The sequence below is a fragment of the Lysobacter soli genome (assembly GCF_003382285.1).
Taxonomy (GTDB): domain Bacteria; phylum Pseudomonadota; class Gammaproteobacteria; order Xanthomonadales; family Xanthomonadaceae; genus Lysobacter_J; species Lysobacter_J soli.
On sequence record NZ_QTJR01000013.1, the window covers coordinates 26,340 to 52,122 of the forward strand.

At 64.6% G+C, this 25,783-nt stretch carries 34 protein-coding genes; all 34 read right to left on the reverse strand.

Annotated elements, in window-relative coordinates; genetic code table 11:
- Positions 1 to 29 precede the first annotated feature (29 nt).
- Complete coding sequence (locus DX912_RS15265) at positions 30 to 1,418, reverse strand: class II 3-deoxy-7-phosphoheptulonate synthase (RefSeq protein ID WP_115843829.1); 1,389 nt, start codon at positions 1,416 to 1,418, stop codon at positions 30 to 32.
- Positions 1,419 to 1,536: 118 nt separating this feature from the next.
- Entirely contained in the window at positions 1,537 to 2,040 is a 504-nt protein-coding gene (locus DX912_RS15270) for a disulfide bond formation protein B (protein ID WP_115843831.1), read from the reverse strand.
- Positions 2,041 to 2,241: 201 nt separating this feature from the next.
- A complete protein-coding gene (gene rplQ / locus DX912_RS15275; protein ID WP_115843833.1) occupies positions 2,242 to 2,616 on the reverse strand; it encodes a 50S ribosomal protein L17 in 375 nt (124 codons plus the stop codon).
- 282 nt (positions 2,617 to 2,898) lie between these two features.
- A complete protein-coding gene (locus tag DX912_RS15280) occupies positions 2,899 to 3,897 on the reverse strand; it encodes a DNA-directed RNA polymerase subunit alpha (protein WP_115843835.1) in 999 nt (332 codons plus the stop codon).
- A gap of 19 nt (positions 3,898 to 3,916) precedes the next feature.
- A complete protein-coding gene (gene rpsD / locus DX912_RS15285) occupies positions 3,917 to 4,546 on the reverse strand; it encodes a 30S ribosomal protein S4 (protein WP_115843837.1) in 630 nt (209 codons plus the stop codon).
- A gap of 14 nt (positions 4,547 to 4,560) precedes the next feature.
- The gene (rpsK, locus tag DX912_RS15290) at positions 4,561 to 4,953 is read right to left on the reverse strand and encodes a 30S ribosomal protein S11 (protein WP_115843839.1); all 393 of its coding nucleotides are present in this window, start codon (positions 4,951 to 4,953) and stop codon (positions 4,561 to 4,563) included.
- 11 nt (positions 4,954 to 4,964) lie between these two features.
- The gene (rpsM, locus tag DX912_RS15295) at positions 4,965 to 5,321 is read right to left on the reverse strand and encodes a 30S ribosomal protein S13 (RefSeq protein ID WP_115843841.1); all 357 of its coding nucleotides are present in this window, start codon (positions 5,319 to 5,321) and stop codon (positions 4,965 to 4,967) included.
- 234 nt (positions 5,322 to 5,555) lie between these two features.
- On the reverse strand, positions 5,556 to 6,920 hold the full coding sequence (gene secY / locus DX912_RS15300; protein WP_115843843.1) for a preprotein translocase subunit SecY: 1,365 nt from the start codon (positions 6,918 to 6,920) through the stop codon (positions 5,556 to 5,558).
- A 7-nt stretch (positions 6,921 to 6,927) separates the two neighbouring features.
- A complete protein-coding gene (gene rplO, locus DX912_RS15305) occupies positions 6,928 to 7,371 on the reverse strand; it encodes a 50S ribosomal protein L15 (protein ID WP_181902862.1) in 444 nt (147 codons plus the stop codon).
- On the reverse strand, positions 7,371 to 7,571 hold the full coding sequence (gene rpmD / locus DX912_RS15310; RefSeq protein WP_115843848.1) for a 50S ribosomal protein L30: 201 nt from the start codon (positions 7,569 to 7,571) through the stop codon (positions 7,371 to 7,373). The genes rplO and rpmD overlap by 1 nt, the downstream gene beginning before the upstream one ends.
- Positions 7,564 to 8,106 carry a 30S ribosomal protein S5 gene (rpsE, locus tag DX912_RS15315; protein WP_115843850.1) on the reverse strand — a complete coding sequence of 181 codons (543 nt, stop codon included), beginning with the start codon at positions 8,104 to 8,106 and terminating at the stop codon, positions 7,564 to 7,566. The genes rpmD and rpsE overlap by 8 nt, the downstream gene beginning before the upstream one ends.
- A 161-nt stretch (positions 8,107 to 8,267) precedes the next feature.
- Positions 8,268 to 8,621 (reverse strand): 50S ribosomal protein L18, encoded by a 354-nt coding sequence (gene rplR / locus DX912_RS15320; RefSeq protein WP_115843852.1) that lies wholly within the window; start codon positions 8,619 to 8,621, stop codon positions 8,268 to 8,270.
- Positions 8,622 to 8,650: 29 nt separating this feature from the next.
- Positions 8,651 to 9,178, reverse strand: coding sequence for a 50S ribosomal protein L6 (rplF, locus tag DX912_RS15325; protein WP_115843855.1), 528 nt, complete (start codon positions 9,176 to 9,178; stop codon positions 8,651 to 8,653).
- 13 nt (positions 9,179 to 9,191) lie between these two features.
- The gene (rpsH, locus tag DX912_RS15330; protein ID WP_115843857.1) at positions 9,192 to 9,590 is read right to left on the reverse strand and encodes a 30S ribosomal protein S8; all 399 of its coding nucleotides are present in this window, start codon (positions 9,588 to 9,590) and stop codon (positions 9,192 to 9,194) included.
- 159 nt (positions 9,591 to 9,749) lie between these two features.
- Positions 9,750 to 10,055, reverse strand: coding sequence for a 30S ribosomal protein S14 (gene rpsN, locus DX912_RS15335; RefSeq protein ID WP_115843859.1), 306 nt, complete (start codon positions 10,053 to 10,055; stop codon positions 9,750 to 9,752).
- A gap of 15 nt (positions 10,056 to 10,070) precedes the next feature.
- Positions 10,071 to 10,613 carry a 50S ribosomal protein L5 gene (gene rplE / locus DX912_RS15340; protein WP_115843862.1) on the reverse strand — a complete coding sequence of 181 codons (543 nt, stop codon included), beginning with the start codon at positions 10,611 to 10,613 and terminating at the stop codon, positions 10,071 to 10,073.
- Positions 10,614 to 10,624: 11 nt separating this feature from the next.
- Positions 10,625 to 10,939 (reverse strand): 50S ribosomal protein L24, encoded by a 315-nt coding sequence (rplX, locus tag DX912_RS15345; protein WP_115843864.1) that lies wholly within the window; start codon positions 10,937 to 10,939, stop codon positions 10,625 to 10,627.
- 13 nt (positions 10,940 to 10,952) lie between these two features.
- Positions 10,953 to 11,321, reverse strand: a complete 369-nt coding sequence (rplN, locus tag DX912_RS15350) for a 50S ribosomal protein L14 (protein ID WP_056136003.1) — start codon at positions 11,319 to 11,321, stop codon at positions 10,953 to 10,955.
- A gap of 14 nt (positions 11,322 to 11,335) precedes the next feature.
- The gene (gene rpsQ, locus DX912_RS15355) at positions 11,336 to 11,605 is read right to left on the reverse strand and encodes a 30S ribosomal protein S17 (RefSeq protein WP_115843866.1); all 270 of its coding nucleotides are present in this window, start codon (positions 11,603 to 11,605) and stop codon (positions 11,336 to 11,338) included.
- Positions 11,606 to 11,615: 10 nt separating this feature from the next.
- Entirely contained in the window at positions 11,616 to 11,801 is a 186-nt protein-coding gene (gene rpmC / locus DX912_RS15360; protein ID WP_115843868.1) for a 50S ribosomal protein L29, read from the reverse strand.
- Complete coding sequence (gene rplP, locus DX912_RS15365) at positions 11,801 to 12,214, reverse strand: 50S ribosomal protein L16 (protein WP_055902334.1); 414 nt, start codon at positions 12,212 to 12,214, stop codon at positions 11,801 to 11,803. The genes rpmC and rplP overlap by 1 nt, the downstream gene beginning before the upstream one ends.
- A 3-nt stretch (positions 12,215 to 12,217) precedes the next feature.
- On the reverse strand, positions 12,218 to 12,946 hold the full coding sequence (gene rpsC / locus DX912_RS15370; RefSeq protein ID WP_115843870.1) for a 30S ribosomal protein S3: 729 nt from the start codon (positions 12,944 to 12,946) through the stop codon (positions 12,218 to 12,220).
- A 14-nt stretch (positions 12,947 to 12,960) separates the two neighbouring features.
- A complete protein-coding gene (gene rplV, locus DX912_RS15375; protein ID WP_115843977.1) occupies positions 12,961 to 13,296 on the reverse strand; it encodes a 50S ribosomal protein L22 in 336 nt (111 codons plus the stop codon).
- A gap of 10 nt (positions 13,297 to 13,306) precedes the next feature.
- Positions 13,307 to 13,576 (reverse strand): 30S ribosomal protein S19, encoded by a 270-nt coding sequence (rpsS, locus tag DX912_RS15380; protein ID WP_057943874.1) that lies wholly within the window; start codon positions 13,574 to 13,576, stop codon positions 13,307 to 13,309.
- Between the two features lie 6 nt (positions 13,577 to 13,582).
- The gene (gene rplB / locus DX912_RS15385) at positions 13,583 to 14,410 is read right to left on the reverse strand and encodes a 50S ribosomal protein L2 (protein WP_115843872.1); all 828 of its coding nucleotides are present in this window, start codon (positions 14,408 to 14,410) and stop codon (positions 13,583 to 13,585) included.
- A gap of 10 nt (positions 14,411 to 14,420) precedes the next feature.
- Positions 14,421 to 14,717 (reverse strand): 50S ribosomal protein L23, encoded by a 297-nt coding sequence (rplW, locus tag DX912_RS15390; RefSeq protein ID WP_115843875.1) that lies wholly within the window; start codon positions 14,715 to 14,717, stop codon positions 14,421 to 14,423.
- Complete coding sequence (gene rplD / locus DX912_RS15395) at positions 14,714 to 15,319, reverse strand: 50S ribosomal protein L4 (protein WP_115843979.1); 606 nt, start codon at positions 15,317 to 15,319, stop codon at positions 14,714 to 14,716. Before rplD ends, rplW begins: the two co-directional genes overlap by 4 nt.
- Positions 15,320 to 15,331: 12 nt before the next feature.
- Positions 15,332 to 15,985, reverse strand: coding sequence for a 50S ribosomal protein L3 (gene rplC, locus DX912_RS15400; protein ID WP_115843877.1), 654 nt, complete (start codon positions 15,983 to 15,985; stop codon positions 15,332 to 15,334).
- A gap of 10 nt (positions 15,986 to 15,995) precedes the next feature.
- Positions 15,996 to 16,307: a 30S ribosomal protein S10 gene (rpsJ, locus tag DX912_RS15405; RefSeq protein ID WP_036137876.1), complete on the reverse strand. Its 312-nt coding sequence runs from the start codon at positions 16,305 to 16,307 to the stop codon at positions 15,996 to 15,998.
- A 403-nt stretch (positions 16,308 to 16,710) separates the two neighbouring features.
- Positions 16,711 to 17,901, reverse strand: coding sequence for an elongation factor Tu (gene tuf / locus DX912_RS15410; RefSeq protein WP_115843879.1), 1,191 nt, complete (start codon positions 17,899 to 17,901; stop codon positions 16,711 to 16,713).
- A gap of 81 nt (positions 17,902 to 17,982) precedes the next feature.
- Complete coding sequence (fusA, locus tag DX912_RS15415) at positions 17,983 to 20,103, reverse strand: elongation factor G (protein ID WP_115843881.1); 2,121 nt, start codon at positions 20,101 to 20,103, stop codon at positions 17,983 to 17,985.
- 147 nt (positions 20,104 to 20,250) lie between these two features.
- The gene (gene rpsG / locus DX912_RS15420) at positions 20,251 to 20,718 is read right to left on the reverse strand and encodes a 30S ribosomal protein S7 (protein ID WP_055902462.1); all 468 of its coding nucleotides are present in this window, start codon (positions 20,716 to 20,718) and stop codon (positions 20,251 to 20,253) included.
- Positions 20,719 to 20,774: 56 nt separating this feature from the next.
- On the reverse strand, positions 20,775 to 21,149 hold the full coding sequence (gene rpsL, locus DX912_RS15425) for a 30S ribosomal protein S12 (protein ID WP_115843883.1): 375 nt from the start codon (positions 21,147 to 21,149) through the stop codon (positions 20,775 to 20,777).
- A gap of 316 nt (positions 21,150 to 21,465) precedes the next feature.
- Entirely contained in the window at positions 21,466 to 25,695 is a 4,230-nt protein-coding gene (rpoC, locus tag DX912_RS15430) for a DNA-directed RNA polymerase subunit beta' (protein WP_115843885.1), read from the reverse strand.
- Positions 25,696 to 25,783 lie beyond the last annotated feature (88 nt).

A 25,783-nucleotide genomic window follows, 5' to 3' on the forward strand; every position in this document is an offset into this window, starting at 1 on the left:
GGCCGTCCGGATCCGGCGCGTTACACCGCTTACGCCGGCGCGGCGATCTGCGCCTGCTTGCGCACGATCAGCATCGCGATCTCCAGCGCCTGCTCGTAGTTCAGGCGCGGATCGACCGTGGACTTGTAGGCGCGTTCGAGATCGCTCTCGGTGAGTTCGCGTGCGCCGCCGAGGCACTCGGTCACGTCCTCGCCGGTCAGCTCCAGGTGCGCGCCGCCCAGCCGCGTGCCGGCCGCGGCATGCAGCTCGAATGCCTGTTCCAGCTCGCTGCGGATGTTGCGGAAGCGGCGCGTCTTGTACCCGTTGCTCGTGCTCTCGGTGTTGCCGTGCATCGGATCGCAGACCCACAGCACGCGACGCCCATCGCGGCGCACGGCATCGAGCAGCGGCGGGAGCTTCTCGGCGATGCCGGTCGCGCCCATACGGTGGATGAAGGTCAGGCGGCCCGGTTCGTCTTCCGGATTGAGCAGGTCGATCGTGCGCAGCAGCTGGTCCGGCGTGACCGACGGGCCGACCTTCAGCGCAATCGGGTTGCGAATGCCGCGGAAGTATTCGGCATGCGCGCCATCGACCTGCGCCGTGCGCATGCCGATCCACGGGTAGTGCGTGCTGAGATTGAACCAGCCCCAGTGGCGCGGGACCTGGCGCGTCAGCGACTCCTCGTACGGCAGCAGCAGCGCTTCGTGCGAGGTGTAGAAGTCGACGCGGTTGAGGTTGTGGACCTCGCTGCCCGACAGCGTCTCCATGAAGCGCACCGCATCGCCGATCGCGGTGACCATGCGGCGGTATTCGTCGGCGAGCGGCGAATGGCCGACCCAGCTGAGGTTCCAGTATTCGGGGTGGTGCAGGTCGGCGAACCCGCCATCGATCAGCGCCCGGACGAAATTCATCGTCATCGCCGAGCGCGCATGCGCCTTGATCATGCGGCGGGGATCGGGCGTGCGCGACTCGGGCGTGAAGTCCGGCGCGTTGACCATGTCGCCACGATAGCTGGGCAGCGTCACCTCGCCGATGGTCTCGGTGTCGGCCGAACGCGGCTTCGCGTACTGGCCGGCGAAACGACCAACGCGCACGACCGGCTTGCGAAGGCCGTGCACGAGCACCAAGCTCATCTGCAGCAACACCTTGAGCCGGTTCGAGATGACATCGGAACGGCAGCCGTCGAAGGTTTCGGCACAATCGCCGCCCTGCAGCAGGAAGCGCTTGCCTTCCTGCGCGTCGGCAAGCTGCTGCTTCAGCGACAGGATTTCCCAGGACGTAACCAGCGGCGGCAGCGTGCGCAGCTCGGCGAGGGCCTCCTCCAGCGCCCGCGCGTCGGGATACTGCGGCAACTGCATCGCGGTGCGGGTGCGCCAGGACTCGGGCGACCAGTCGGCGGGCAGGTTCACGGCGCGGAGGGTGCGGTCTGGCGTAGGCATGACACGATGCTGCAATGCGGCGAACCACTATGGGCGCTCGCCCGGCGCGCTGCAACCGTTACAGCGGCAACCGAGCCGGAACGCCCTTCACGGGTCCGGGATACCGGATAGAACGCGCTCAGGCGCGACGAAAGGCCGCGTAGCCGGCCCACAGGGCGAGCAGCACGAACCAGATCAAGCTCCACCACGGCATCGACAGGCCGAGGAAGGTCCAGTCGACGTCTCCGCAGTTGCCCGTCGCCGTCATCACCTTGCGCACGACGTCCCACGTCGACATGGTTTCGCGCATGAACGACAGGGGCGCACCGCACGACACTTCGCCCGCCGGCTGCATCTGCACCCACACGTGGCGGCCGGCGATTGCGATGCCGGCAATCGATGCGATGAGCGCACCTACGCCGTACGCCGTGCGCGCACCGTGACGCTTCGGGCCATGCAGCGCGCCGATCAGGAACACGATGCCCAGCGCCGCGAACGCGATCCGCTGGAAAATACAGAGATTGCACGGCTCCAGTCCGTCGTGCAGTTGCAGATAGATGGCGTACGCCAGCAGCCCCGCACACGCGAGGAAGCCGAGGAAGAACTGGAAGCGGAACGAGCCGCGCAGGAGTTGGGTCGTCATGGCGGGAGAGCTTAACCGCCCTTCCCGCTCAAGTGCACGACAGCCATTCGGCTGCCCGCAAACGGCACACGCTTCGGCGCATACGCACGCATCGTCATGCGCGTGCCTGCCATCAGGAACTCCAGAAAACAAAAACCCCAGCCGAAGCCGGGGTTTCTGCTGGATCGTCCGTGAGCGGCCTGGGCCGCTCACGCCGGCGGATTACTCCGCAGCGGCTTCCGGACGGTCGACGAGTTCGACATAGGCCATCGGCGCGTTGTCGCCAGCGCGGAAACCGCACTTGAGGATGCGCAGGTAGCCACCCGGACGCGCCTGGTAGCGCGGGCCGAGCGTGGTGAACAGCGTGCCCACGGCTTCCTTGTCGCGCAGGCGCGAGAAGGCGAGGCGGCGATTGGCGACGCCGTCGACCTTGGCGAGCGTGATGAGCGGCTCGGCAACGCGACGAAGTTCCTTCGCCTTGGGCAACGTGGTGCGGATGATGCCGTGCTTGATCAGCGACGCGGCCATGTTGGTGAACATCGCATCGCGATGGGCGCTGGTACGGCTGAATTTACGGCCGGCTTTCTGGTGGCGCATGACGGTGATTCCTGTGGAATGTTGAAACGTTGAGGTTCGCTGTCGCCATCCCGGCGTTGTTACCTGGACTGCGGATGGTCCGAACCGGCGCTCCGTTGCCGGCCATGCCGCGGGGCTTGGCCCCTGTCGGCGAAAACGCGACGCTTCTTCTCAGAAGCGCCGCGCTTGTTGCTTCGCTGCCGCCATCCATGGCGCTACGTGGGCGGCCCCGGAGAGCCCGGCCCGGGCTTCCTGCCCGGGCGTTCGCATCGGCGCGCGGCAGTGCCGCGCAAGCGCCGATGCTTACCCCATCATGCCGTGGGAGGCGATGCCTGCCGGCGGCCAGTTCTCGAGCTTCATGCCGAGCGAAAGACCACGCTGGGCGAGGACTTCCTTGATCTCGGTGAGCGACTTCTTGCCGAGGTTCGGCGTCTTGAGCAGCTCGACTTCGGTCTTCTGGATCAGATCGCCGACGTAGTAGATGCTCTCGGCCTTGAGGCAGTTGGCCGAACGCACGGTCAGCTCGAGGTCGTCGATCGGACGCAGCAGGATCGGGTCGATGCCGCTGGTCGCCGGCTTCGCCGCACCGCGATCGCGGTGGGTGAAATCGCCGAACACCGAAAGCTGGTCGGTGAGGATGTCGGCCGCAGTGCGGACGGCTTCCTCGGCGTCGATCGTGCCGTTGGTCTCGATGTCCAGGACCAGCTTGTCCAGGTCGGTGCGCTGCTCGACGCGGGCCGCTTCCACGGCATACGCGACGCGGCGGACCGGCGAGAAGCTGGCGTCCAGCATCAGGCGGCCGATGGCACGGGTTTCCTCATCCGGACGACGACGCGCGGCAGCCGGCTGGTAGCCGAAACCGCGTTCGATCTTCAGACGCATGTTGAGCGCGGTGTCCTTCGTCAGGTGCGCGATCACGTGCTCGGTGTTGAGGATCTCGACGTTGTGGTCCGTCTTGATGTCGCCGGCGGTCACGATGCCCGGGCCCTGCTTCGCCAGCGACAGCGTCGCCGACTCGCCGGTGTGCATGCGGATCGCCACGTCCTTGAGGTTCAGTAGAACCTCAAGCACGTCTTCCTGCAGGCCTTCGACCGTGGTGTACTCGTGCAGCACGCCATCGATCTCGACTTCCGTGATTGCGAAGCCCGGAATCGACGACAGCAGCACACGGCGCAGCGCATTGCCGAGCGTATGGCCGTAGCCACGCTCCAGCGGTTCGATCACGACCTTGGCACGGTTGCCCGTAAGGCGCTCGATCTGGGGGCCGCGCGGGCGCAGCACCTGGTTTGCGGTAACCGTCATGTGTTGGCGTCTCCTGGGATTACTTCGAGTACAGCTCGACGATCAGCGCTTCGTTGATGTCGGCCGGCAGGTCGGCACGATCCGGAACGGCCTTGAACACGCCAGAGAACTTCTTGCTGTCGACTTCAACCCACGACGGCGAGAGGTCCATCTGCGATGCGACGGTCAGGGATTCCTGCACGCGCAGCTGCTTCTGGGCGCGCTCGGCCAGCGCGATCGCGTCGCCAGCCTTGACCTGGTACGACGGCAGATTGACCGGCTTGCCGTTGACCGTGACGCCGCGGTGCGAAACCAGCTGGCGGGCGGCCGGACGGGTCACCGCAAAGCCCATGCGGTAGACGACGTTGTCCAGGCGGGTCTCGAGGAGCTGCAGCAGGTTTTCACCCGTGTTGCCCTTCTTGGTCGAGGCCTTCTTGTAGTAGTTGCGGAACTGACGCTCCAGCAGACCGTAAATACGCTTGACCTTCTGCTTCTCGCGCAGCTGGGTGGCGTAGTCCGACAGCTTGCCCTTGCGGGCGGTCGGGCCGTGCTGGCCGGGCTTCTGCTCGAGCTTGCACTTGGAATCGAGGGCGCGAGCCGACGACTTCAGGCCAAGGTCAGCGCCTTCGCGACGGGCGAGCTTACAGGTGGGACCGATATAACGAGCCATGTTCTTTCAGCTCCTCAGACGCGACGCTTTTTCGGCGGACGGCACCCGTTGTGCGGGATAGGCGTCACGTCGATGATGTTGATGATCTTGTATCCGACGTTGTTCAGCGAACGAACGGCGGATTCACGGCCCGGACCCGGGCCCTTGATGCGGACTTCCAGCGACTTCACGCCGTAGTCCAGTGCGGCACGGCCGGCCTTTTCGGCGGCGACCTGGGCAGCGAACGGGGTCGACTTGCGCGAGCCGCGGAAACCCGCGCCGCCCGAGGTCGCCCACGACAGCGCGTTGCCCTGGCGGTCGGTGATCGTGACGATGGTGTTGTTGAAAGAAGCGTGGACGTGGGCGATGCCGTCGGTGACGACACGCTTGATCTTCTTCTTGGTCTTGGTAGCAGCCGGCTTAGCCATGGTCTAAGTCCTTACTTCTTGATGGCCTTGCGCGGACCCTTGCGGGTACGAGCATTGGTACGGGTACGCTGGCCACGCAGCGGCAGGCCGCGGCGGTGACGCAGGCCGCGGTAGCAGGCCAGGTCCATCAGGCGCTTGATCGCGATACCGACTTCGCGGCGGAGGTCACCCTCAACCACGTACTTGCCGACTTCGGCGCGCAGACGCTCGACTTCGGGCTCGGACAGATCACGGATCTTGGTCGTCGACGTAACGCCGGCGGCCACACAGACCTTCTTCGAACGGGTACGGCCAATGCCGTAAATGCTTTGCAGGCCGACCCAGACATGCTTCTGGGCAGGCAGATTGACGCCCGCAATACGCGCCATAACGGCGATCTCCAACTGATTGGCGGCCAGGACGGATTAATCCCGGCGGAGTGAACTGGAAAGTTTAACAAGGTCTCGGGTTAATAGGAAGCCCTGCCGCATCCCGGAGGACGCGGCAGTGCCCGGCATGGGGAGTGTGCCCATGCTCCGGCGACGAAACCGGACTGGTCGGACTTTGCGGCGAACCGCCCTGCCCGACCCCGCGCGCTACTCTGGCGCGCGTAAGGTCCGGGATCACCCGCGCGCGAGACCGCCGCGCGAGCCGCCCTTCAAGTTCGCCTTCTTCAGCAGGCTCTCGTACTGATGGGACATCAGATGAGCCTGGATCTGGGCGATGAAATCCATGACCACCACGACCACGATCAGCAGCGAGGTGCCGCCAAAGTAGAACGAGGTGCCCAGTTCGGTGCGCATGACCTCCGGAAGGAGGCACACCAGCACCAGGTAGATCGCGCCGGCCGCCGTCAGACGGGTGAGGACGCCATCGATATAGTCGGCGGTCGCCTTGCCCGGACGGATACCCGGAATCAGCGCGCCCGACTTCTTCAGATTATCGGCCGTTTCCTGCGAGTTGAACACCAGCGCCGTGTAGAAGAACGCGAAACCGATGATCAGACCTGCGTACAGGATCATGTGGAGCGGCTCTCCCGGGTTCAGCCACTGGCTGACACGGTGGAGGGTCGATCCAGAATTGCCCTGGCTGAACCAGTTGGCCGCCGTCGCCGGGAACATCACGATGCTCGAGGCAAAGATCGCCGGGATCACGCCGGCCATGTTGAGCTTCAGCGGCAGGAACGACGACTGGTTCATGTACGCGCTACGGCCACCCTGTCGACGGGCGTAGTTGACCGTAATGCGACGCTGACCGCGCTCGACGAACACCACGAAGTACGTGAAGCCCAGCACGATCGCCACCACCACGATGGCTACCAGCGCGCTCATGTCGCCGTTGCGGATCTGCTCGAACATGCCGAACACCGCTGCCGGAAGACCCGCCACGATGCCTGCGAAGATGATCAGCGACACACCGTTGCCGATACCGCGCTCGGTCACCTGCTCGCCTAGCCACATCAGGAACATGGTGCCCGCCGTCAGGGCGATCACCGCAGTCAGGATGAAGCCCGGGCCCGGGTTGTAGACCACCGCGATGCCCTGGCTTGCGCCGCCGGCCTGAAGCGCGGTCGCGATACCCCAAGCCTGGAACACGGCCAGCGGGATCGCACCCATGCGCGACCACTGGTTGATCTTGCGACGGCCCGACTCGCCTTCCTTCTGGATGGCCTTCAGGCTGGGCACGATCTGCACCAGCAGCTGCACGATGATCGACGCCGAGATGTACGGCATCACGTTCAACGCGAACAGGCTGAAGCGATGCAGGGCGCCACCTGAGAACATGTTGAACATGTCCACGATGGTGCCCTTCTGGGTTTCCATCAGCCGGAGCATTGCTTCCGGATTGACGCCCGGCACCGGGATGTAGCAGCCGATGCGGTAGACGATCAGGGCACCGACCACGAACAGCAGGCGCTGGCGGAGCTCGGTGAACTTACCGAGTCCGCCACCGAGGCCGGCTACCGCGTTGCTACCGCTGCGCGCCATCCGTCGATTACTCCTCGACCTTGCCGCCGGCCGCTTCGATCGCGGCCTTGGCGCCGGCCGTGGCGGCCACGCCCTTCAGCACGAACTTCTTGGTCAGCTCGCCCTTCACCACGATCTTGGCCTGCTTCGCGGTGCTCGGGACCAGCTTGGCAGCCTTCAGCGCAGCGAAATCGACGTCGCCGGCCGGCAGCTTGTCCAGCTGGTACAGCAGCACTTCGGCCGTGTCCTTGGACAGCTTCGAACGGAAACCGATCTTCGGCAGACGGCGCTGCATCGGCATCTGGCCGCCTTCGAAGCCGGCCTTGATCTTGCCCTTGCCCGAGCGCGCGAACGAGCCCTTGTGGCCGCGACCCGCGGTCTTGCCCAGGCCGGAACCGATACCGCGACCGACGCGGGTGCGCTCGGTGCGGGCGCCCTCGGCGGGCTGCAGAGTGTTGAGACGCATCTTGATTACTCCTCGACTCGGACGAGGTAATGGAGCTGATTGATCAGGCCGCGAACCTGCGGGCTGTCCTTCAGTTCACGCACATCGTTGAGCTTGTTCAGGCCCAGCGCACGCACCGACAGGCGGTGACGCGACTGGGTGCCACGAAGACCCTTGACCAGGCGCACCTTCACGGTGCCGCCGGCGACTGCTTCGTTCTTAGCCATTGATCAGGTCCTCCACCTTCTTGCCACGCTTCGCAGCGATCTTCGCCGGCGAATGCATGTCGGACAGGCCCTTCAGCGTGGCGCGAACCAGGTTGATCGGGTTGCGCGAACCGACGGCCTTGGCCAGCACGTTCTTCACGCCGACGGCTTCCAGGACGGCGCGCATCGCGCCACCGGCGATCACGCCGGTACCTTCGGAGGCGGGCTGCATGAACACGCGGGCAGCGCCGTGGCCGGCCTTGACCGAGTGCCACAGGGTGCCGTTGTTCAGGTCGACGTTCGCCATCGACTTGCGGGCGTACTCCATCGACTTCTGGATGGCGACCGGCACTTCGCGCGCCTTGCCGTAACCGAAGCCGACCTTGCCGTTGCCGTCGCCCACCACCGTCAGCGCGGTGAAGGTGAACTGGCGACCGCCCTTGACGGTCTTGCTGACGCGGTTGACCGCGATCAGCTTCTCGATCATGCCGTCGTCGATCTCTTCGCGGTTGCGGTCGCGATCACGACCCCGCGGTGCACGTTGTTCTTCTGCCATTTCGATTGCTCGGTAGTTAAGGGATTTGCGGCGTGGCCGCTTATCGTTGTGAGGTGGTGCGGATGTTTCGCGAACATGGGAATCCATGGTCGCGCCCGGCATTCCCCATGCCGGCGGGCAGAAATCCAGGCGTGGGGACGGATCCCCACGCCTTCAAGACATCAGAACTGCAGGCCACCTTCGCGGGCGGCGTCAGCCAGGGCCTTGATGCGGCCGTGGTAACGGTAGCCGGAGCGGTCGAACGCGACCTTCTCGATGCCGGCAGCCTTCGCCTTCTCGGCGATCATGCGACCGACCTTGGCGGCGGCGTCGGCGTTCTTGCCGTTCTTCAGGCCTTCCATCACGTCGGACTGCACGGTCGAAGCCGAAGCCAGGACCTTGGAACCGTCGGAGGTGAAGACCTGGGCGTACAGGTGCTGGCCGGTGCGCAGCACCGACAGGCGCGGCACGCCGAGTTCGCGGATGTGCGCACGGGTCGACTTGGCGCGGCGCAGGCGGGCGGTGTTCTTGTTCATTTGCGTATCTCCGAAAGCTGAAGCGCCGATTAGGCCTTCTTGGCTTCCTTGCGGATGATGACTTCGCCGGCGTACTTCACACCCTTGCCCTTGTAGGGCTCCGGCGGACGAACAGCGCGGATCTTGGCAGCGAACTCACCCACCGCCTGCTTGTCGGCACCGGCGATGACGATTTCGGTCTGTGTCGGCGTGGCGATCGTGATGCCGGCCGGAGCCGCGAGCACGACGGGGTGCGAGAAACCCAGCGCCAGGTTCAGGTCCTTGCCCTGCATCGAGGCGCGGTAACCGACGCCGACGAGCTCGAGCTTGCGCTCGAAACCTTCGGAGACGCCCTTGACCATGTTGGCCAGGATCGCGCGCAGCGTGCCGGCCAGCGGGATCAGCGCCGCGTCCTCGGAAGAGAACGTGGCGGTACCGTTGTCGACGTTGACGTTGATACCGGCCGGCTTCGCGACGCTCAGGGTGCCCTTCGGGCCCTTCGCGCTGATCGAATCGGCCTGGATGTTGAGTTCGACGCCCTTCGGGAGGGCGACCGGCTTCTTGGCAACTCGGGACATGTCTATTCCTCCCTTAGGCCACGAAGCACAGGACTTCACCGCCGACGCCCTGCTGGCGCGCCTGCGCGTCGGTCATGATGCCCTTCGAGGTGGAGATGATGGCGATGCCGAGGCCGCCCAGGACCTTCGGCAGCTTGGCCTTGCCGCGGTACTGGCGCAGACCCGAACGGGAGTAGCGCTCGAGGCGCTCGATCACCGGCTTGCCTTCGTAGTACTTCAGCGAGATTTCGAGTTCGGACTTGCCGGCGCCGACGTCGGTCACGCGGGAATCCAGGATGTAGCCCTCGTCCTGCAGAACCTTGGCGATGGCCACCTTGATCTTCGAAGACGGCATCTTCACCGTCTGCTTCCGGACAGCCGCCGCATTCTTGATGCGGACCAGCATGTCGGCAATGGGATCAGTCATGCTCATGAATTAATGCACCTATGAGTAGCACCGATATCCGCGGGATTGCGAATTCAGTTGTAGTGCCCGCGGGAACGTGGAAGTTCCCTACAGGCGCCCCGCCCTGTCGGCCGGGGCCTGACGCGAGCGAGCCGACAAGTCTAGCAGACTTGCCGGCGCCCGGTGTTACCAGCTCGCCTTGCGCAGACCCGGAACGTCGCCGTTCATGGTCGCCTTGCGCAGCATGTTGCGGCCGAGGCCGAACTTGCGATAGACGCCACGCGGACGGCCCGACAGCTCGCAGCGGTTGCGCTGGCGGCTCGGCGAGGAGTCGCGCGGCAGCTTCTGCAGCTTGGTGACCGCGTCAAGCTTCTCTTCGTACGAAGCGGTCTGGCTGGAGATGATCTTCTTCAGCGCTTCGCGCTTGGCACCGTGCTGCTTGGCCAGCTTCGCCCGCTTGATCTCGCGGTTGACCATGGAGGTCTTAGCCATTGTTCAATCCTCGAGTTAGTTGCGGAACGGGAAGCGGAAGGCTTCCAGCAGCGCCTTGGCTTCGGCGTCGGTCTTCGCGGTCGTGGTGATCGCGATGTCCATGCCGCGGATCGCGTCTACGGCGTCGAAGTCGATTTCCGGGAAGATGATCTGTTCCTTGACGCCCATGTTGTAGTTGCCACGGCCATCGAACGAACGACCCGACACGCCGCGGAAGTCACGCACGCGCGGCAGCGAGATGTTGATCAGACGGTCGAGGAACTCGAACATGTGGGCGCGACGCAGCGTCACCTTGCAGCCGATCGGCCAGCCGTCGCGGATCTTGAACGAAGCCACCGACACGCGGGACTTGGTCACGATCGGCTTCTGGCCGGCAATCTTCGTCAGGTCGGCGACCGCGTTCTCCAGGATCTTCTTGTTCGTCGCGGCTTCGCCGACGCCCATGTTGATCGTGATCTTGGTCAGGCGCGGCACTTCCATCGGGTTCGTGTAACCGAACTTCTTGGTCAGGGCCGGGACGACTTCGTCCTTGTAGAACTTTTCGAGACGGGTGGTCATTTCAGCATTCCTCAGGCGTCAACCGCCTCACCGCTGGAGCGGAACACACGCAGTTTGCGTCCATCCTCCAGCACCTTGAAAGCAATGCGCTCACCCTTGCCGGTGGCCGGGTTGAAGAGCATCACGTTGGAAATGTGGATCGGCGCTTCGCGCTCGACCACGCCGCCCGGCTGGCCAGCCTGGGGGTTCGGCTTGGTGTGGCGCTTGACGACGTTGATGTTCGACACGACGACCTTCTCGCCGAGCACGCGCACCACTTCGCCCTTCTTGCCCTTGTCCTTGCCGGTGGTGACGATCACCTGATCGCCCTTGCGGATACGGTTCATATAATTCCTCCGCTCAGAGCACTTCAGGAGCGAGCGAGACGATCTTCATGAACTTCTCGGTACGCAGCTCGCGGGTCACAGGCCCGAAGATGCGGGTACCGATCGGTTCCTGCTTGTTGTTCAGGAGCACGGCGGCATTGCCGTCGAAGCGGATCAGCGAACCGTCCGGACGACGCACGCCCTTGCGGGTGCGCACGACGACGGCGTCGTAGACGTCGCCCTTCTTGACCTTGCCACGCGGGATCGCGTCCTTGACGGTGACCTTGATGATGTCGCCGATGCCGGCATAACGGCGCTTCGAGCCGCCCAGCACCTTGATGCACATCACTTCCTTGGCACCGGAGTTGTCAGCCACATCGAGGTAGCTCTGCATCTGGATCATGACTCAGCCTCCTCTTATTCGGCCGCGCGGCTGACGATCTCAACCACGCTCCAGTTCTTGGTCTTCGACATCGGCGCAATTTCCTTCACCCGCACGACATCGCCTTCCTTGCAGGCGTTGTCGGCGTCGTGGGCGTGGAGCTTGGTCGAGCGGCGGATGTACTTGCCGTACAGCGCGTGCTTGACCTGGCGCTCGACGAGCACGGTGACGGTCTTGTCCATCTTGTTGCTGACGACCCGGCCTTCAACCGTGCGGACAGCCTTCTCTGTATTGTTGTCGGTCATGACAGGGTCCTTACTTCTTCTCGCCGAGCAGCATGTTCACGCGAGCGATCTCGCGGCGCACGCGGCGGGACTCATGGGTCTTGGCGAGCTGGCCCGTGGCCTTCTGCATGCGGAGGGCGAAGCTCTCCTTGTGCAGCTCGGCCAGGTGGGCCTTCAGTTCGTCGGCCGACTTCTCGCGCAGTTGCTTGAGTTCCATTAGCGCACCGTCCGGGTAACGAAAGTGGTGGTCACCGAGAGCTTGGCGGCGGCCAGACGGAACGCTTCACGCGCCACGTCCTCTGCCACGCCTTCGATCTCGTAAATCATGCGACCGGGCTGGATCTGGGCGACCCAGTACTCGACGTTGCCCTTACCGGAGCCCATTCGGACTTCGATCGGCTTCTTGGTGATCGGCTTGTCGGGGAACACGCGGATCCACATCTTGCCGCCGCGCTTGACGTAGCGGCTGATGGAACGACGCGCGGCCTCGATCTGGCGCGCGGTCAGCTGACCGTGCGCCGTCGCCTTCAGGCCGTACTCGCCGAAGCTGACGGCGTTGCCGTTCCAGCTCAGGCCTTCATTGCGGCCCTTGTGTACCTTGCGGTACTTGGTTCGCTTGGGTTGCAACATGGCTTAGTCCCTCGCCTCGCGGTTGGCGCGCGCCGGACGGGCCGGACGCTCGCTGCGCTCTGCACGCGGCGCTTCTTCCTGCTTCTCCTGGCCCACCTGCGAGAAGTCGAACACCTCGCCCTTGTAGATCCAGACCTTGATGCCGATGATGCCGTAGGTCGTCTTGGCTTCAGCGAAGCCGTAGTCGATGTCGGCACGCAGCGTGTGCAGCGGCACGCGACCTTCGCGGTACCACTCCGAACGCGCGATTTCCGCACCGTTCAGACGACCACCAACGTTGACCTTGATGCCCAGGGCGCCCAGGCGCATCGCATTGCCCACGGCGCGCTTCATCGCGCGACGGAACATGATGCGGCGCTCGAGCTGCTGCGCGATCGACTCGGCGACCAGCTGCGCGTCGAGTTCCGGCTTGCGGACCTCGGTGACGTTGATGTGCGCCGGAACGCCCATCACGTCGCTCACTTCCTTGCGCAGCTTCTCGATGTCCTCGCCGCGCTTGCCGATCACCACGCCCGGGCGGGCGGTGTGGATCGTCACGCGGGCGTTGTTCGCCGGACGCTCGATGAAGATCTTCGAGATGCCGGCCTGAGCCAGCTTCTTGCGCAGCAGATCACGGACCTTCAGGTCCGCCGCCAGGAATCCGGCGTACTGCTTCTTGTTGGCAAACCACTTGGAGTTCCAGTCCTTGGCGATGCCCAGGCGGATGCCGGTGGGATGTACTTTATGACCCATTGTCTGACTCCGCCTTACTTGCCCGCGCCCACAACCACAGTGATGTGGCTGGTGCGCTTGAGGATGCGGGTGCCGCGGCCCTTCGCACGCGCCATGAAGCGCTTCAGTGCGGGACCCTCGTCCACCATGATGGTCTTGACCTTGAGCTCGTCGATGTCGGCGCCCTGGTTGTTCTCGGCGTTGGCAATCGCGGACTCCACCACCTTCTTGATCAGGTGGGCAGCCTTCTTGTCCGAGAACTTCAGCAGGTTGACGGCGCGCTCGGCCGACAGACCACGCACCTGGTCAGCGACCAGGCGGGCCTTCTGCGGGGAGATGCGCGCGGTGCGCAGGATGGCTTTCGCTTCCATGGTCATCTCCTTACTTGCCCGACTTCTTGTCGCCGCCGTGACCCTTGAACGTACGGGTCAGGGCGAATTCGCCAAGCTTGTGGCCAACCATGTTTTCGTTGACCAACACCGGGATGTGGTTCTTGCCGTTGTGCACCGCGATGGTGAAACCCACCATCTCCGGCAGCACCATCGAGCGACGCGACCAGGTCTTGATCGGCTTCTTGTTGTTGCCCGCGGTCTCCACCTTCTTCATCAGGTGGTGGTCGACGAACGGGCCTTTCTTCAGTGAACGTGCCATGGCCGATTAGCTCCTGCGATCGCGCACGATGAACTGCTGGGTGCGCTTGTTCTTGCGGGTCTTGTAACCCTTGGTCGGCACACCCCACGGGGTGACCGGATGCGGGTTACCCTGGCCGGCCTTGGCCTCACCACCGCCGTGCGGGTGGTCGACCGGGTTCATGGCCGCACCGCGGACGGTCGGCTTGATGCCGCGCCAACGCGCCGCACCGGCCTTGCCCAGCTTCTCGAGGTTGTGCTCGTCGTTGCCGACTTCGCCGATGGTGGCGCGGCACTCGGCCGGCACCTTGCGCATTTCGCCGGAGCGAAGACGCAGCGTGGCGTAGCCCTGCTCGCGAGCGACCAGATAGGCGCTGGCGCCGGCCGCGCGGGCCAGCTGGGCGCCCTTGCCCGGCTTCATTTCGACGCAGCACACCGTCGTACCGACCGGAACGTTGGTCAGCGGGAGCGTGTTGCCCACGCGGATCGGGGCGTCACGGCCCGCGATCACCTGGTCGCCATCCTTCAGGCCCTTCGGGGCGATGATGTAACGGCGCTCACCGTCGACGTAGCACAGCAGCGCGATGTGCGCGGTGCGGTTCGGATCGTATTCAATGCGTTCGACACGGGCGGGGATGCCCTCCTTGTCGCGCTTGAAATCGATGATGCGGTAGTGCTGCTTGTGACCACCACCGATGTGACGGGTGGTGATACGGCCGTGGTGGTTACGACCGCCGGTCTTGCCCTGCTTCTCGACGAGCGCCGCGTGCGGCGCGCCCTTGTGCAGGCCCGGGGTCACCACGCGAACCGCGCTGCGGCGGCCGGCGGAGGTGGGCTTGAAAGTCATCAATGCCATGGGTCTTTCCTCAGGCCTTGGCCATCACGTCGATCGACTGGCCTTCGGCCAGCGTCACGTACGCCTTGCGCCAGCTGCCGCGGCTACCGGCGCGAAAACGGAAGGACTTGTTCTTGCCCTTGACGTTCACGACGTTGACCGCTTCAACCTTCACTTCGAACAGCTTTTCCACGGCGACCTTGATGTCGGCCTTGGTAGCGTCCGTCGCGACTTCGAAGACGTACTGGTTGGAAACTTCCTGCAGACGGGCGGTCTTTTCGGACACGCGCGGCGCACGGATGATGTTGTAGAGCTTGGCCTCGTTCATGCCAGCCACTCCTCGATCTTCTTGACCGCGTCGGCGGTGACCACGACCGAGTCGGCGCCCACGAGGGAAACCGGATCCAGGCCCTGGACGTCACGCACTTCGACGTACGGCAGGTTGCGCGCCGAGAGGTACAGGTTCTCGGTGGCGTCTTCGGTGACGATCAGCGGACGACGACCGACTTCCAGGCCCTTCAGCTTGGAGATCAGGCCGGAGGTCTTCGGAGCGTCCAGATCGAACGACTCGACAACCTTGATGCGGCCCTGGCGGTTCAGCTCGGACAGGATCGCGGCGATCGCGGCGCGGTACATCTTGCGGTTGACCTTCTGCGCGAAGCTGCGCGGCTTGGCCGCGAAGGTCACGCCGCCGCCGACGAAGATCGGAGCCGTCAGCGCGCCATGACGCGCACCGCCGCCCTTCTGCTTCTTCGACTTCTTGGTCGTACCGTTGACTTCAGAACGGGTCTTCTGCGCCTTGGTGCCGGCGCGACCGGCGTTGCGATACGCAACGACAACCTGGTGGACCAGGTCTTCGCTGAATTCGCGGCCGAAGATCGCGTCGGAAACCGACACAGTCTTGCTGCTGTTGGTGATGGCGAGTTCCATCGTCATCTCTCCTTATGCCTTGCTCGAGGGACGCACGATGACGTCGCCACCCGGCGCACCCGGCACGGCACCCTTGATGGCGATCAGGCCGCGCTCGGCGTCGACCTTCACCACTTCCAGGCGCTGCGTGGTCTGGGTTTCGTCGCCCATGTGGCCGGACATCTTCTTGCCCGGGAACACACGGCCCGGCGTCTGGCGCTGGCCGATGGAGCCCGGCGAACGGTGCGACAGCGAGTTACCGTGCGTCGCGTCGCCCATCGTGAAGTTCCAGCGCTTGATCGTGCCCTGGAAGCCCTTGCCCTTCGTCACGCCCTGGACGTCGACCAGCTGGCCGGCGCTGAAGATGTCGGCCTTGATCTCGCCGCCCACTTCAAAGCCACCGATCTGGTCGGCTTCCACGCGCAGCTCCCACAGGCCACGACCGGCTTCGACCTTCGCCTTGGCGAGGTGACCGGCTTCCGGCTTGTTGACGAGCGCGGCGCGGCGCACGCCGACGGTGACCTGCACGGCGCTGTAGCCGTCGGTGTCGTCGGTCTTGATCTGGGTGATGCGGTTCGGGGTCGCTTCGATCAGCGTCACCGGAACCGACTTGCCGTCTTCAGTGAAGAAACGGCTCATGCCGGCCTTGCGACCGACGATGCCCAACGAATACTTCTTCGCGGTCATGGTGGGAGCCTCAGGTCAGCTTGATCTGGACGTCGACGCCAGCCGCGAGTTCGAGCTTCATCAGCGCGTCCACGGTCTTGTCGTTCGGATCGACGATGTCGAGCACGCGCTTGTGCGTGCGGGTCTCGTACTGGTCGCGCGCGTCCTTGTCGGCGTGCGGCGAAACGAGAATGGTGTAGCGCTCGATCTTGGTCGGCAGCGGAATCGGGCCCTTGACCTGGGCACCGGTGCGCTTAGCCGTCTCGACGATCTCGCTGGCCGAGCGGTCGATCAGGCGATGATCGTACGCTTTGAGCCGGATTCGGATCTTTTGGTCCGCCATGACGGAATTCCTTGGTTAAAAGAGCGACGGGCCGGCCTCTGGGTGTGCCGTACCCCTGAAAAATGCAAATACCCCGGAGCTGCACCCTCGCCCCGGAGCTTCCATGCCTCAAAAAACAAGGCAGACCGGTTACCCGGCCCGCCCAGACGGAGTAGAACGCACGAAGAGCCCCGTTTAGCGTTCCTTGGAAGCCCGAAGGCCCGGAACGTACGGAGCGCGCCGTGCGACATGTCCCTGTCTGGCGAACACGAGGCGCTTCCTGCACCTCATTTCGCTGGTTGCGGCCCCTTCCCGAAGGAAAGCGCCGCAGTGGTCGTGCATTCTAACCGGATATCCACAGCCTGTGCAAGCACGGGGTCCGACAAGACTAAAGCCCGGCGCGCGAGGCGCCGGGCTTCGTTCATTACTTCAGGATCTTCGCCACGACGCCGGCGCCGACGGTGCGGCCGCCTTCGCGGATCGCGAAGCGCAGGCCTTCGTCCATCGCGACCGGGTTGATCAGCGTGACGACCATCTTGATGTTGTCGCCCGGCATGACCATCTCGACGCCTTCCGGCAGCTCGACCGCACCGGTGATGTCGGTGGTGCGGAAGTAGAACTGCGGGCGGTAGCCCTTGAAGAACGGCGTGTGACGGCCGCCTTCGTCCTTCGACAGCACGTACACCTCGGCTTCGAACGTGGTGTGCGGCGTGATCGAACCCGGCTTGGCCAGCACCTGGCCGCGCTCGACGTCGTCACGCTTGGTGCCGCGCAGCAGCAGACCGGCGTTGTCGCCCGCCTGACCCTGGTCGAGCAGCTTGCGGAACATCTCGACGCCGGTGACCGTCGTCTTCTGCGTCGGACGGATGCCGACGATTTCGATTTCGTCGCCGACCTTGATGATGCCGCGCTCGATACGACCGGTCACCACGGTGCCGCGGCCGGAGATCGAGAACACGTCTTCCACCGGCATCAGGAACGGCTTGTCGACGTCACGCTGCGGTTCCGGGATGAACGTGTCCAGCGCTTCCACCAGCTTCAGGATCGCCGGCACGCCGATCTCCGACTGATCGCCTTCCAGCGCCAGACGGGCCGAACCGTGGATGATCGGGGTGTCGTCGCCCGGGAACTCGTACTTGCTCAGCAGCTCGCGCACTTCCATCTCGACGAGCTCCAGCAGCTCGGCGTCGTCCACCATGTCGGCCTTGTTCAGGAACACGACGATGTACGGCACGCCGACCTGGCGCGACAGCAGGATGTGCTCGCGCGTCTGCGGCATCGGGCCGTCAGCGGCCGAGCACACCAGGATCGCGCCGTCCATCTGCGCCGCACCCGTGATCATGTTCTTCACGTAGTCGGCGTGGCCCGGGCAGTCCACGTGCGCGTAGTGACGCGTCGGGCTTTCGTACTCGACGTGCGCCGTCGAGATCGTGATGCCGCGCGCCTTCTCTTCCGGCGCCGCGTCGATCGCGTCGTACGCCTTGAACTCGCCGCCGAAACGCTCCGCACCCACCTTCGTCAGTGCCGCCGTCAGCGTGGTCTTGCCGTGGTCGACGTGACCGATCGTGCCCACGTTCACGTGCGGCTTGGTGCGCTCAAACTTACCCTTGGCCATGGCTATCTCTCTTTAAAAAGTTGTTGCTAGTTGATCTGGCGTAACGGATGCCGGCGGGGGCCGGCATCCGGGATCCGGCTATCAGCCGCCCTTCTTCATCACCGCGTCGGCGATGTTGGTGGGGGCTTCGGCGTAGTGGTCGAATTCCATCGTGAACGTGGCGCGGCCCTGCGACATCGAACGCAGCGAGGTGGCGTAGCCGAACATTTCGCCCAGCGGCACCATCGCGTTGATGACCTTGCCCGACGGGCTGTCGTCCTGGCCGGACAGCAGGCCACGACGACGGCTCACGTCGCCCATGACGTCGCCGACATAGTCTTCCGGCGTCACGATCTCGACCTTCATCATCGGCTCCAGCAGGACCGGATCGGCCTTGCGGAAGCCTTCCTTGAAGGCCATCGACGAAGCGAGCTTGAACGCCATTTCGGACGAGTCGACGTCGTGGTACGAACCGAAGACGAGCTTGACCTTGACGTTCACGACCGGGAAGCCAGCCAGCGGACCGCTGGTGATGGTTTCGCGCAGGCCCTTCTCGACCGCCGGGATGAATTCCTTCGGGATCACGCCACCGGTGATGTCGTTGACGAACAGGAAATCGTTCTCGACGTCCGGATTGGCGCGATCGGCCTCGGTCATCGGCGACAGCTCGATCACGACGTGACCGTACTGACCCTTACCACCCGACTGCTTGGCGTGCTTGTAGTCCGACTTGACGTCCGACTTGCGGATCGTTTCGCGGTAGGCCACCTGCGGCTTGCCGACGTTCGCTTCCACGTTGAACTCGCGACGCATGCGGTCGACGATGATGTCCAGGTGCAGCTCGCCCATGCCGGCGATGATGGTCTGACCCGATTCCTCGTCGGTACGGACGCGGAACGAGGGATCTTCCTGCGCGAGACGCGACAGGGCCATGCCCATCTTTTCCTGGTCCGACTTCGTCTTCGGCTCGACCGCCATCGAGATGACGGGCTCCGGGAACGTCATGCGCTCAAGGGTGATGATGTGATCGCCCGAGCACAGCGTGTCGCCGGTCGTCACGTCCTTCAGGCCCACGGCCGCGGCGATGTCGCCCGCGCGGACTTCCTTGATTTCGTCGCGCTGGTTGGCGTGCATCTGCAGGATGCGGCCGATGCGTTCCTTCTTCGACTTGACCGGGTTGAACACCTGGTCGCCCGAGTTCAGCACGCCCGAATAGACGCGGAAGAACGTCAGCGCACCGACGAACGGGTCGGTCATGATCTTGAACGCGAGCGCGGAGAACGGCTCGGAATCCGACGCCTTGCGGCTGTCTTCCTTCTCGTTCTCGTCGATGCCCTGGACCGGCGGACGATCGGCCGGCGACGGCAGCAGGTTGATCACGCCGTCGAGCATGGCCTGCACGCCCTTGTTCTTGAACGCCGAGCCGCAGAACACCGGCACGATTTCAACGCGCAGGGTGCGCTCGCGCAGGCCGGCGATGATCTCGGCCTCCGTCAGCTCGCCTTCGGACAGGTACTTGTCCATCAGCGCTTCGTTCGCTTCGGCAGCGGCTTCGACCATGAAGCTGCGCGCAGCCTCGGACTTCGCCTGGAGCTCGGCCGGAATGTCGCGGTACTCGAACTTCGTGCCCTGCGAGGCGACATCCCAATGGATGGCCTTCATCTTGAGCAGGTCGATCACGCCTTCGAAGCCGTCTTCGGCGCCGATCGGCACCTGCATCGGCACGGCGTACGCGCCCAGACGGGCCTTCAGCTGCTCAACGACCTTGTCGAAGTTGGCACCGGTGCGGTCCATCTTGTTGACGAACGCCATGCGCGGCACCGAGTACTTGTTGGCCTGGCGCCAAACGGTCTCGGACTGCGGCTGCACGCCACCGACGGCGCACAGCACGAACACCGCGCCGTCGAGCACGCGCAGCGAACGCTCGACTTCGATGGTGAAGTCCACGTGTCCGGGGGTATCGATGATGTTGAAGCGGTGCTCCGGCAGGGACTTGTCCATGCCCTTCCAGAACGCGGTCGTCGCGGCCGACGTGATCGTGATGCCGCGCTCCTGCTCCTGCTCCATCCAGTCCATCGTCGCGGCACCTTCGTGCACTTCGCCGATCTTGTGGCTGACACCGGTGTAGAACAGGATGCGTTCGGACGTGGTGGTCTTGCCGGCATCGATGTGGGCCATGATGCCGAAGTTGCGGTAACGCTCGATGGGAGTGGTGCGAGCCACGGGACCCTCTCGTAAATTTTGGAATTCCAGATGGCCAGATGCCGGCACTGGGCCGGCGTCCGGTTCGCATGGCGGCTCTTTTGCCGCCGCGGCAGCTCAGTAGGCTGCCGGGGCCGGCGACCCCGATATGGGGTCGCCTCGCTCAGATCACCAGCGGTAGTGAGCGAACGCCTTGTTCGCTTCCGCCATGCGGTGGGTTTCTTCGCGCTTCTTGATGGCGCCGCCGCGGTTTTCCGAGGCGTCCAGCAGTTCCGCCGCGAGCTTGCGCGGCATGGTGTTTTCACCGCGCTTGCGGGCCGACTCGATCAGCCAGCGCATCGCGAGCGCCATGCGGCGCGAGGAGCGCACTTCGACCGGCACCTGGTAGGTGGCGCCGCCGACGCGACGCGACTTCACTTCCACGGCCGGAGACACATTGCCGAGCGCCTTCTCGACGAGCTCGAGGGCGTTCGGGTTCTTCTCGCCGATGACATCCATCGCGCCGTAGACGATCTTCTCGGCGACCGACTTCTTGCCGCTCTGCATGACCATGTTGATGAAACGGGCGATGGTCTCGCTGCCGTGCTTGGGGTCCGGCAGGACCGAACGCTGGGGGGTGGAACCTTTACGCGACATGGTGCGTACCTATTCTGTGATTCTTGTACGAAGGGCCGTTGTAGCGACCGACCGGATTAGGACTTCGGACGCTTGGCGCCGTACTTGGAGCGGCTCTGGCGACGCTTGGTCACGCCGGCGGCATCGAGCGAACCGCGCACGGTGTGGTAACGCACACCCGGCAGGTCCTTGACGCGGCCGCCGCGGATCAGCACGACCGAGTGCTCCTGCAGGTTGTGGCCTTCGCCGCCGATGTACGAGATGACCTCGTAACCGTTGGTGAGGCGAACCTTGGCCACCTTGCGCAGCGCCGAGTTCGGCTTCTTCGGGGTGGTGGTGTACACGCGGGTGCAAACGCCACGACGCTGCGGGCAGTTCGCGAGCGCCGGCGAGGCGCTCTTGTAGGTGGTCGCCTGCCGCGGCTTGCGGACCAGCTGATTGATCGTCGCCATCTGGAACTCTTTGAGGAAGGCCGTACGGCCCGTGGAAAAACACAAACGGCACGCCGGAACAACCCGGCATACCGAGACGAAAAAGTATAGCCCGCGCTTGACGTTACCGTCAACGCGGACTAAACCGGATGCCCTGCCCGGCCGCTATGGCGGCACAACGCATGGGCTTCACTGCGATCCCGCCCTTCCTGGGCCGAACACGAGGCGCATCCGTTGCGACCTCATTTCGTGATCTGGGCGGACCACGAGGGTCCGCGAAAGCGCCGGAATTGTACCGGCAAACCGGGCGGGTGGGAACCCGCCCGGCATGCACTCCTTAGGAAGCGCTCGACTCCTCGCCCTGCACGTCGGCCGTTTCGGCCGCAGGCTCGGCGGCGGTCGTCACCGGGGTGGCAAGGGCCTCCAGTTCCGACTCCGTCAGGCCCGTGGCGCCGCGACGGCGCTGGGTGTGGTATGCCAGACCCGTACCGGCCGGGATCAGGCGACCCACGATCACGTTCTCCTTCAGGCCACGGAGGCCGTCGCGGGTACCGCGCACGGCGGCCTCGGTCAGCACGCGGGTGGTTTCCTGGAAGGAAGCCGCCGAGATGAACGACTCGGTCGCCAGCGAGGCCTTGGTGATGCCCAGCAGGACGGGTTCGAAGCCAGCCACGATCTCGCCGCGGGCGGCCAGGCGTGCGTTCTCCTCGATGAGGCGCTGACGCTCGATCTGCTCGCCGTTGAGGAACTTGCTGTCGCCCTGGTCGGTGATCTCGACCTTGCGCAGCATCTGGCGAACGATCACCTCGATGTGCTTGTCGTTGATCTTCACGCCCTGCAGGCGGTAGACGTCCTGGATTTCCTTCGTCAGGTACACGGCCAGCGGCTCGACACCCAGCAGGCGCAGGATGTCCTGCGGGCTCGGCTCGCCGTCCACCACGGTCTCGCCCTTCTCCACGTGCTCGCCTTCGAACACGATGATCTGGCGGTACTTCGGAATGAGCTCTTCGTGCTCGTTGCCGTCGGTGTCCTTGATGATCAGGCGCTGCTTGCCCTTGGTGTCCTTGCCGAACGACACGATGCCCGAACGCTCGGCCAGCACGGCCGGATCCTTCGGCTTGCGGGCTTCGAAGAGGTCGGCCACGCGCGGCAGACCGCCCGTGATGTCGCGGGTCTTCGACGCTTCCTGCGGGATCTTTGCGACCACGTCGCCCACGCCCACCGGCGCGCCGTCCTGCAGGTTGACGATCGAGCGCGGCGGCAGCAGGTACTGCGCCGGCAGGTCGGTACCCGGGATGGACAGGTCCTTGCCGTTCTTGTCGACGATGCGGACGATCGGACGCAGGTCCTTGCCCTGCGAGCCACGACGCTTCGGATCGGTGATCTCGCGCGAGGCCAGGCCGGTCAGTTCGTCGGTCTTCTCGATGACGGTGACGCCGTCGACGAAGTCGATGAAGCGCACGAAGCCCGCCACTTCCGAGACGATCGGGTGGTTATGCGGATCCCAGTTGGCGACCGTCTGGCCAGCCTTGATGTCCGCGCCGTCCTTCACGTTGACGGTCGCACCGTACGGCAGCTTGTAGCGCTCGCGCTCGCGGCCGTGGCCGTCGAGCACCGACAGTTCGCCCGAACGCGAGACCGCCACCAGGTTGCCCGTGGCGTGCTCGACGTGCTTGAGGTTGTTGAACTTGATCGTACCGGTGGTCTTGACCGTGACGTTGTCGATGGCCGCCGCACGCGACGCCGCACCACCGATGTGGAACGTACGCATCGTCAGCTGCGTACCCGGCTCGCCGATCGACTGCGCGGCGACGACGCCGACCGCTTCGCCGTGGTTGACCAGGTGACCACGACCCAGATCGCGACCGTAGCAGTGCGCGCACACGCCGAACGAGCTGGAGCAGGTGATCGTCGAGCGCACCTTGATCGACTGGACGCTCGCGTCCTCGAGCTTCTGCACCCAGGCTTCGTCGAGCAGGGTGTTGCGCGTGACAATCGGCTCGTCGTCGTTGCCCGGCAGGAACACGTCCTCGGCCACGACGCGACCCAGCACGCGGTCGCGCAGCGGTTCGACCACGTCGCCGCCTTCGACGATCGGGGTCATCGTCAGACCTTCGAACGTGCCGCAATCGGTTTCGGTGATCACCACGTCCTGCGCCACGTCGACGAGGCGACGGGTCAGGTAACCCGAGTTCGCCGTCTTCAGCGCGGTATCGGCCAGACCCTTACGGGCACCGTGGGTCGAGATGAAGTACTGGAGAACGTTCAGGCCTTCGCGGAAGTTCGCGGTGATCGGCGTCTCGATGATCGAGCCGTCCGGCTTGGCCATCAGGCCGCGCATACCGGCCAGCTGACGGATCTGCGCCTGCGAACCACGCGCGCCGGAGTCGGCCATGATGTAGATCGAGTTCATCGACTTCTGGTCGATGGTCTCGCCCTTCGCGTTCTGCACCTTCTCGGTGCCGATCGCGTCCATCATCGCCTTGGCCACGCGCTCGTTCGTGCGCGACCAGATGTCGACGACCTTGTTGTAGCGCTCGCCGGCGGTGACCAGGCCCGACTGGTACTGCTCCTGGATTTCCAGGACTTCGGCTTCGGCCTCGTCCAGGATGCCCTTCTTCTCGACCGGGATGAGCATGTCGTCGATGCCGATCGACACGCCGGCGCGCGTTGCGTAGCCGAAGCCGGTGTACATCAGCTTGTCGGCGAACACGACCGTGTCCTTCAGGCCGAGCATGCGGTAGCACGAGTTGATCAGGCGGCTGATGTTCTTCTTGGTCAGCTCGACGTTGGCCAGTGCGAACGGCAGGCCTTCCGGCAGGATTTCACGCAGCAGGGCGCGACCCACGGTCGTGTCGACGATCGAGGTCTTCTGCTCGGTGGTGCCGTCCTCGTTCTTCACCGTCTCGGTGATGCGCACCTTGCACTTGGCGTGCAACTGCACGACGCGGTTGTCGTAGGCGCGCTTCACTTCGGCGACGTTCGCGAACGCCATGCCCTCGCCCGCCTTGTTCTCCAGGGCGCGGGTCATGTAGTACAGGCCGAGCACGACGTCCTGCGACGGCACGATGATCGGCTCGCCGTTCGCCGGCGACAGGATGTTGTTCGACGCCATCATCAGCGCACGCGCTTCCAGCTGGGCTTCCAGCGAGAGCGGCACGTGGACGGCCATCTGGTCACCGTCGAAGTCGGCGTTGAACGCGGTGCAGACCAGCGGATGCAGCTGGATCGCCTTGCCTTCGATCAGCACCGGCTCGAACGCCTGGATGCCCAGGCGGTGCAGCGTCGGCGCGCGGTTCAGCAGGACCGGATGCTCGCGGATCACCTCTTCGAGGATGTCCCACACCTCGGCCTCTTCGCGCTCGACGAGCTTCTTGGCGGCCTTGATCGTCGTGGCCAGGCCACGGCGCTGCAGCTTGGCGAAGATGAAGGGCTTGAAGAGCTCCAGCGCCATCTTCTTCGGCAGGCCGCACTCGTGCAGGCGCAGGGTCGGACCAACCACGATGACCGAACGGCCCGAGTAGTCCACGCGCTTGCCGAGCAGGTTCTGGCGGAAGCGACCCTGCTTGCCCTTGATCATGTCGGCGAGCGACTTGAGCGGGCGCTTGTTGGTGCCGGTGATGGCACGGCCGCGACGGCCGTTGTCCATCAGCGCGTCGACCGATTCCTGCAGCATGCGCTTCTCGTTGCGCACGATGATGTCGGGCGCGTTGAGTTCGAGCAGGCGACGCAGGCGGTTGTTGCGGTTGATGACGCGGCGGTACAGGTCGTTCAGGTCGGAGGTCGCGAAGCGGCCGCCGTCCAGCGGAACCAGCGGGCGCAGGTCCGGCGGCAGCACCGGCAGCACGGTCATGACCATCCACTCCGGACGGTTGCCGGATTCGAGGAAGGCTTCGACCAGCTTGATGCGCTTGGTGAGGCGCTTGAGCTTGGTTTCGCTGTTGGTCGCGGCGATCTCTTCCTTCAGCGTGACCATTTCCGACTGCAGGTCGATCGTGCGCAGCAGCTCGTAGACGGCTTCGGCGCCCATCGCGGCCTCGAAGTCATCGCCGTGCTCCTGGCGCGCCTGCAGGAACTGCTCTTCGGTGAGCAGCGTGCCGCGCTCGAGCGCGGTCAGGCCCGGCTCCGTCACCACGTAGGCTTCGAAGTACAGGATGCGTTCGATGTCGCGCAGCGTCATGTCCAGCATCAGGCCGATGCGGGACGGAAGCGACTTCAGGAACCAGATGTGCGCGACCGGCGAAGCCAGGTCGATGTGACCCATGCGCTCACGGCGCACCTTGGCCAGCGTCACTTCCGTGCCACACTTCTCGCACACCACACCGCGGTGCTTCATGCGCTTGTACTTGCCGCACAGGCACTCGTAGTCCTTGATCGGACCGAAGATCGCGGCGCAGAACAGGCCGTCGCGCTCGGGCTTGAAGGTGCGGTAGTTGATGGTTTCCGGCTTCTTCACTTCGCCGTAGGACCACGAACGGATCAGGTCCGGCGAAGCCAGCGCGATCTTGATGGCGTCGAAGTCGATCGCCGTGCGCTGCTGGTTGAAGAGGTTGAGCAAATCTTTCATGTCTTTCTCCAATCGGAGGAATTCGTCGATGGGCTGTAGATCGCTTAATCAATGCAGCGGGAAGCGCGCGTTCCGCGGCGCTTCCCGC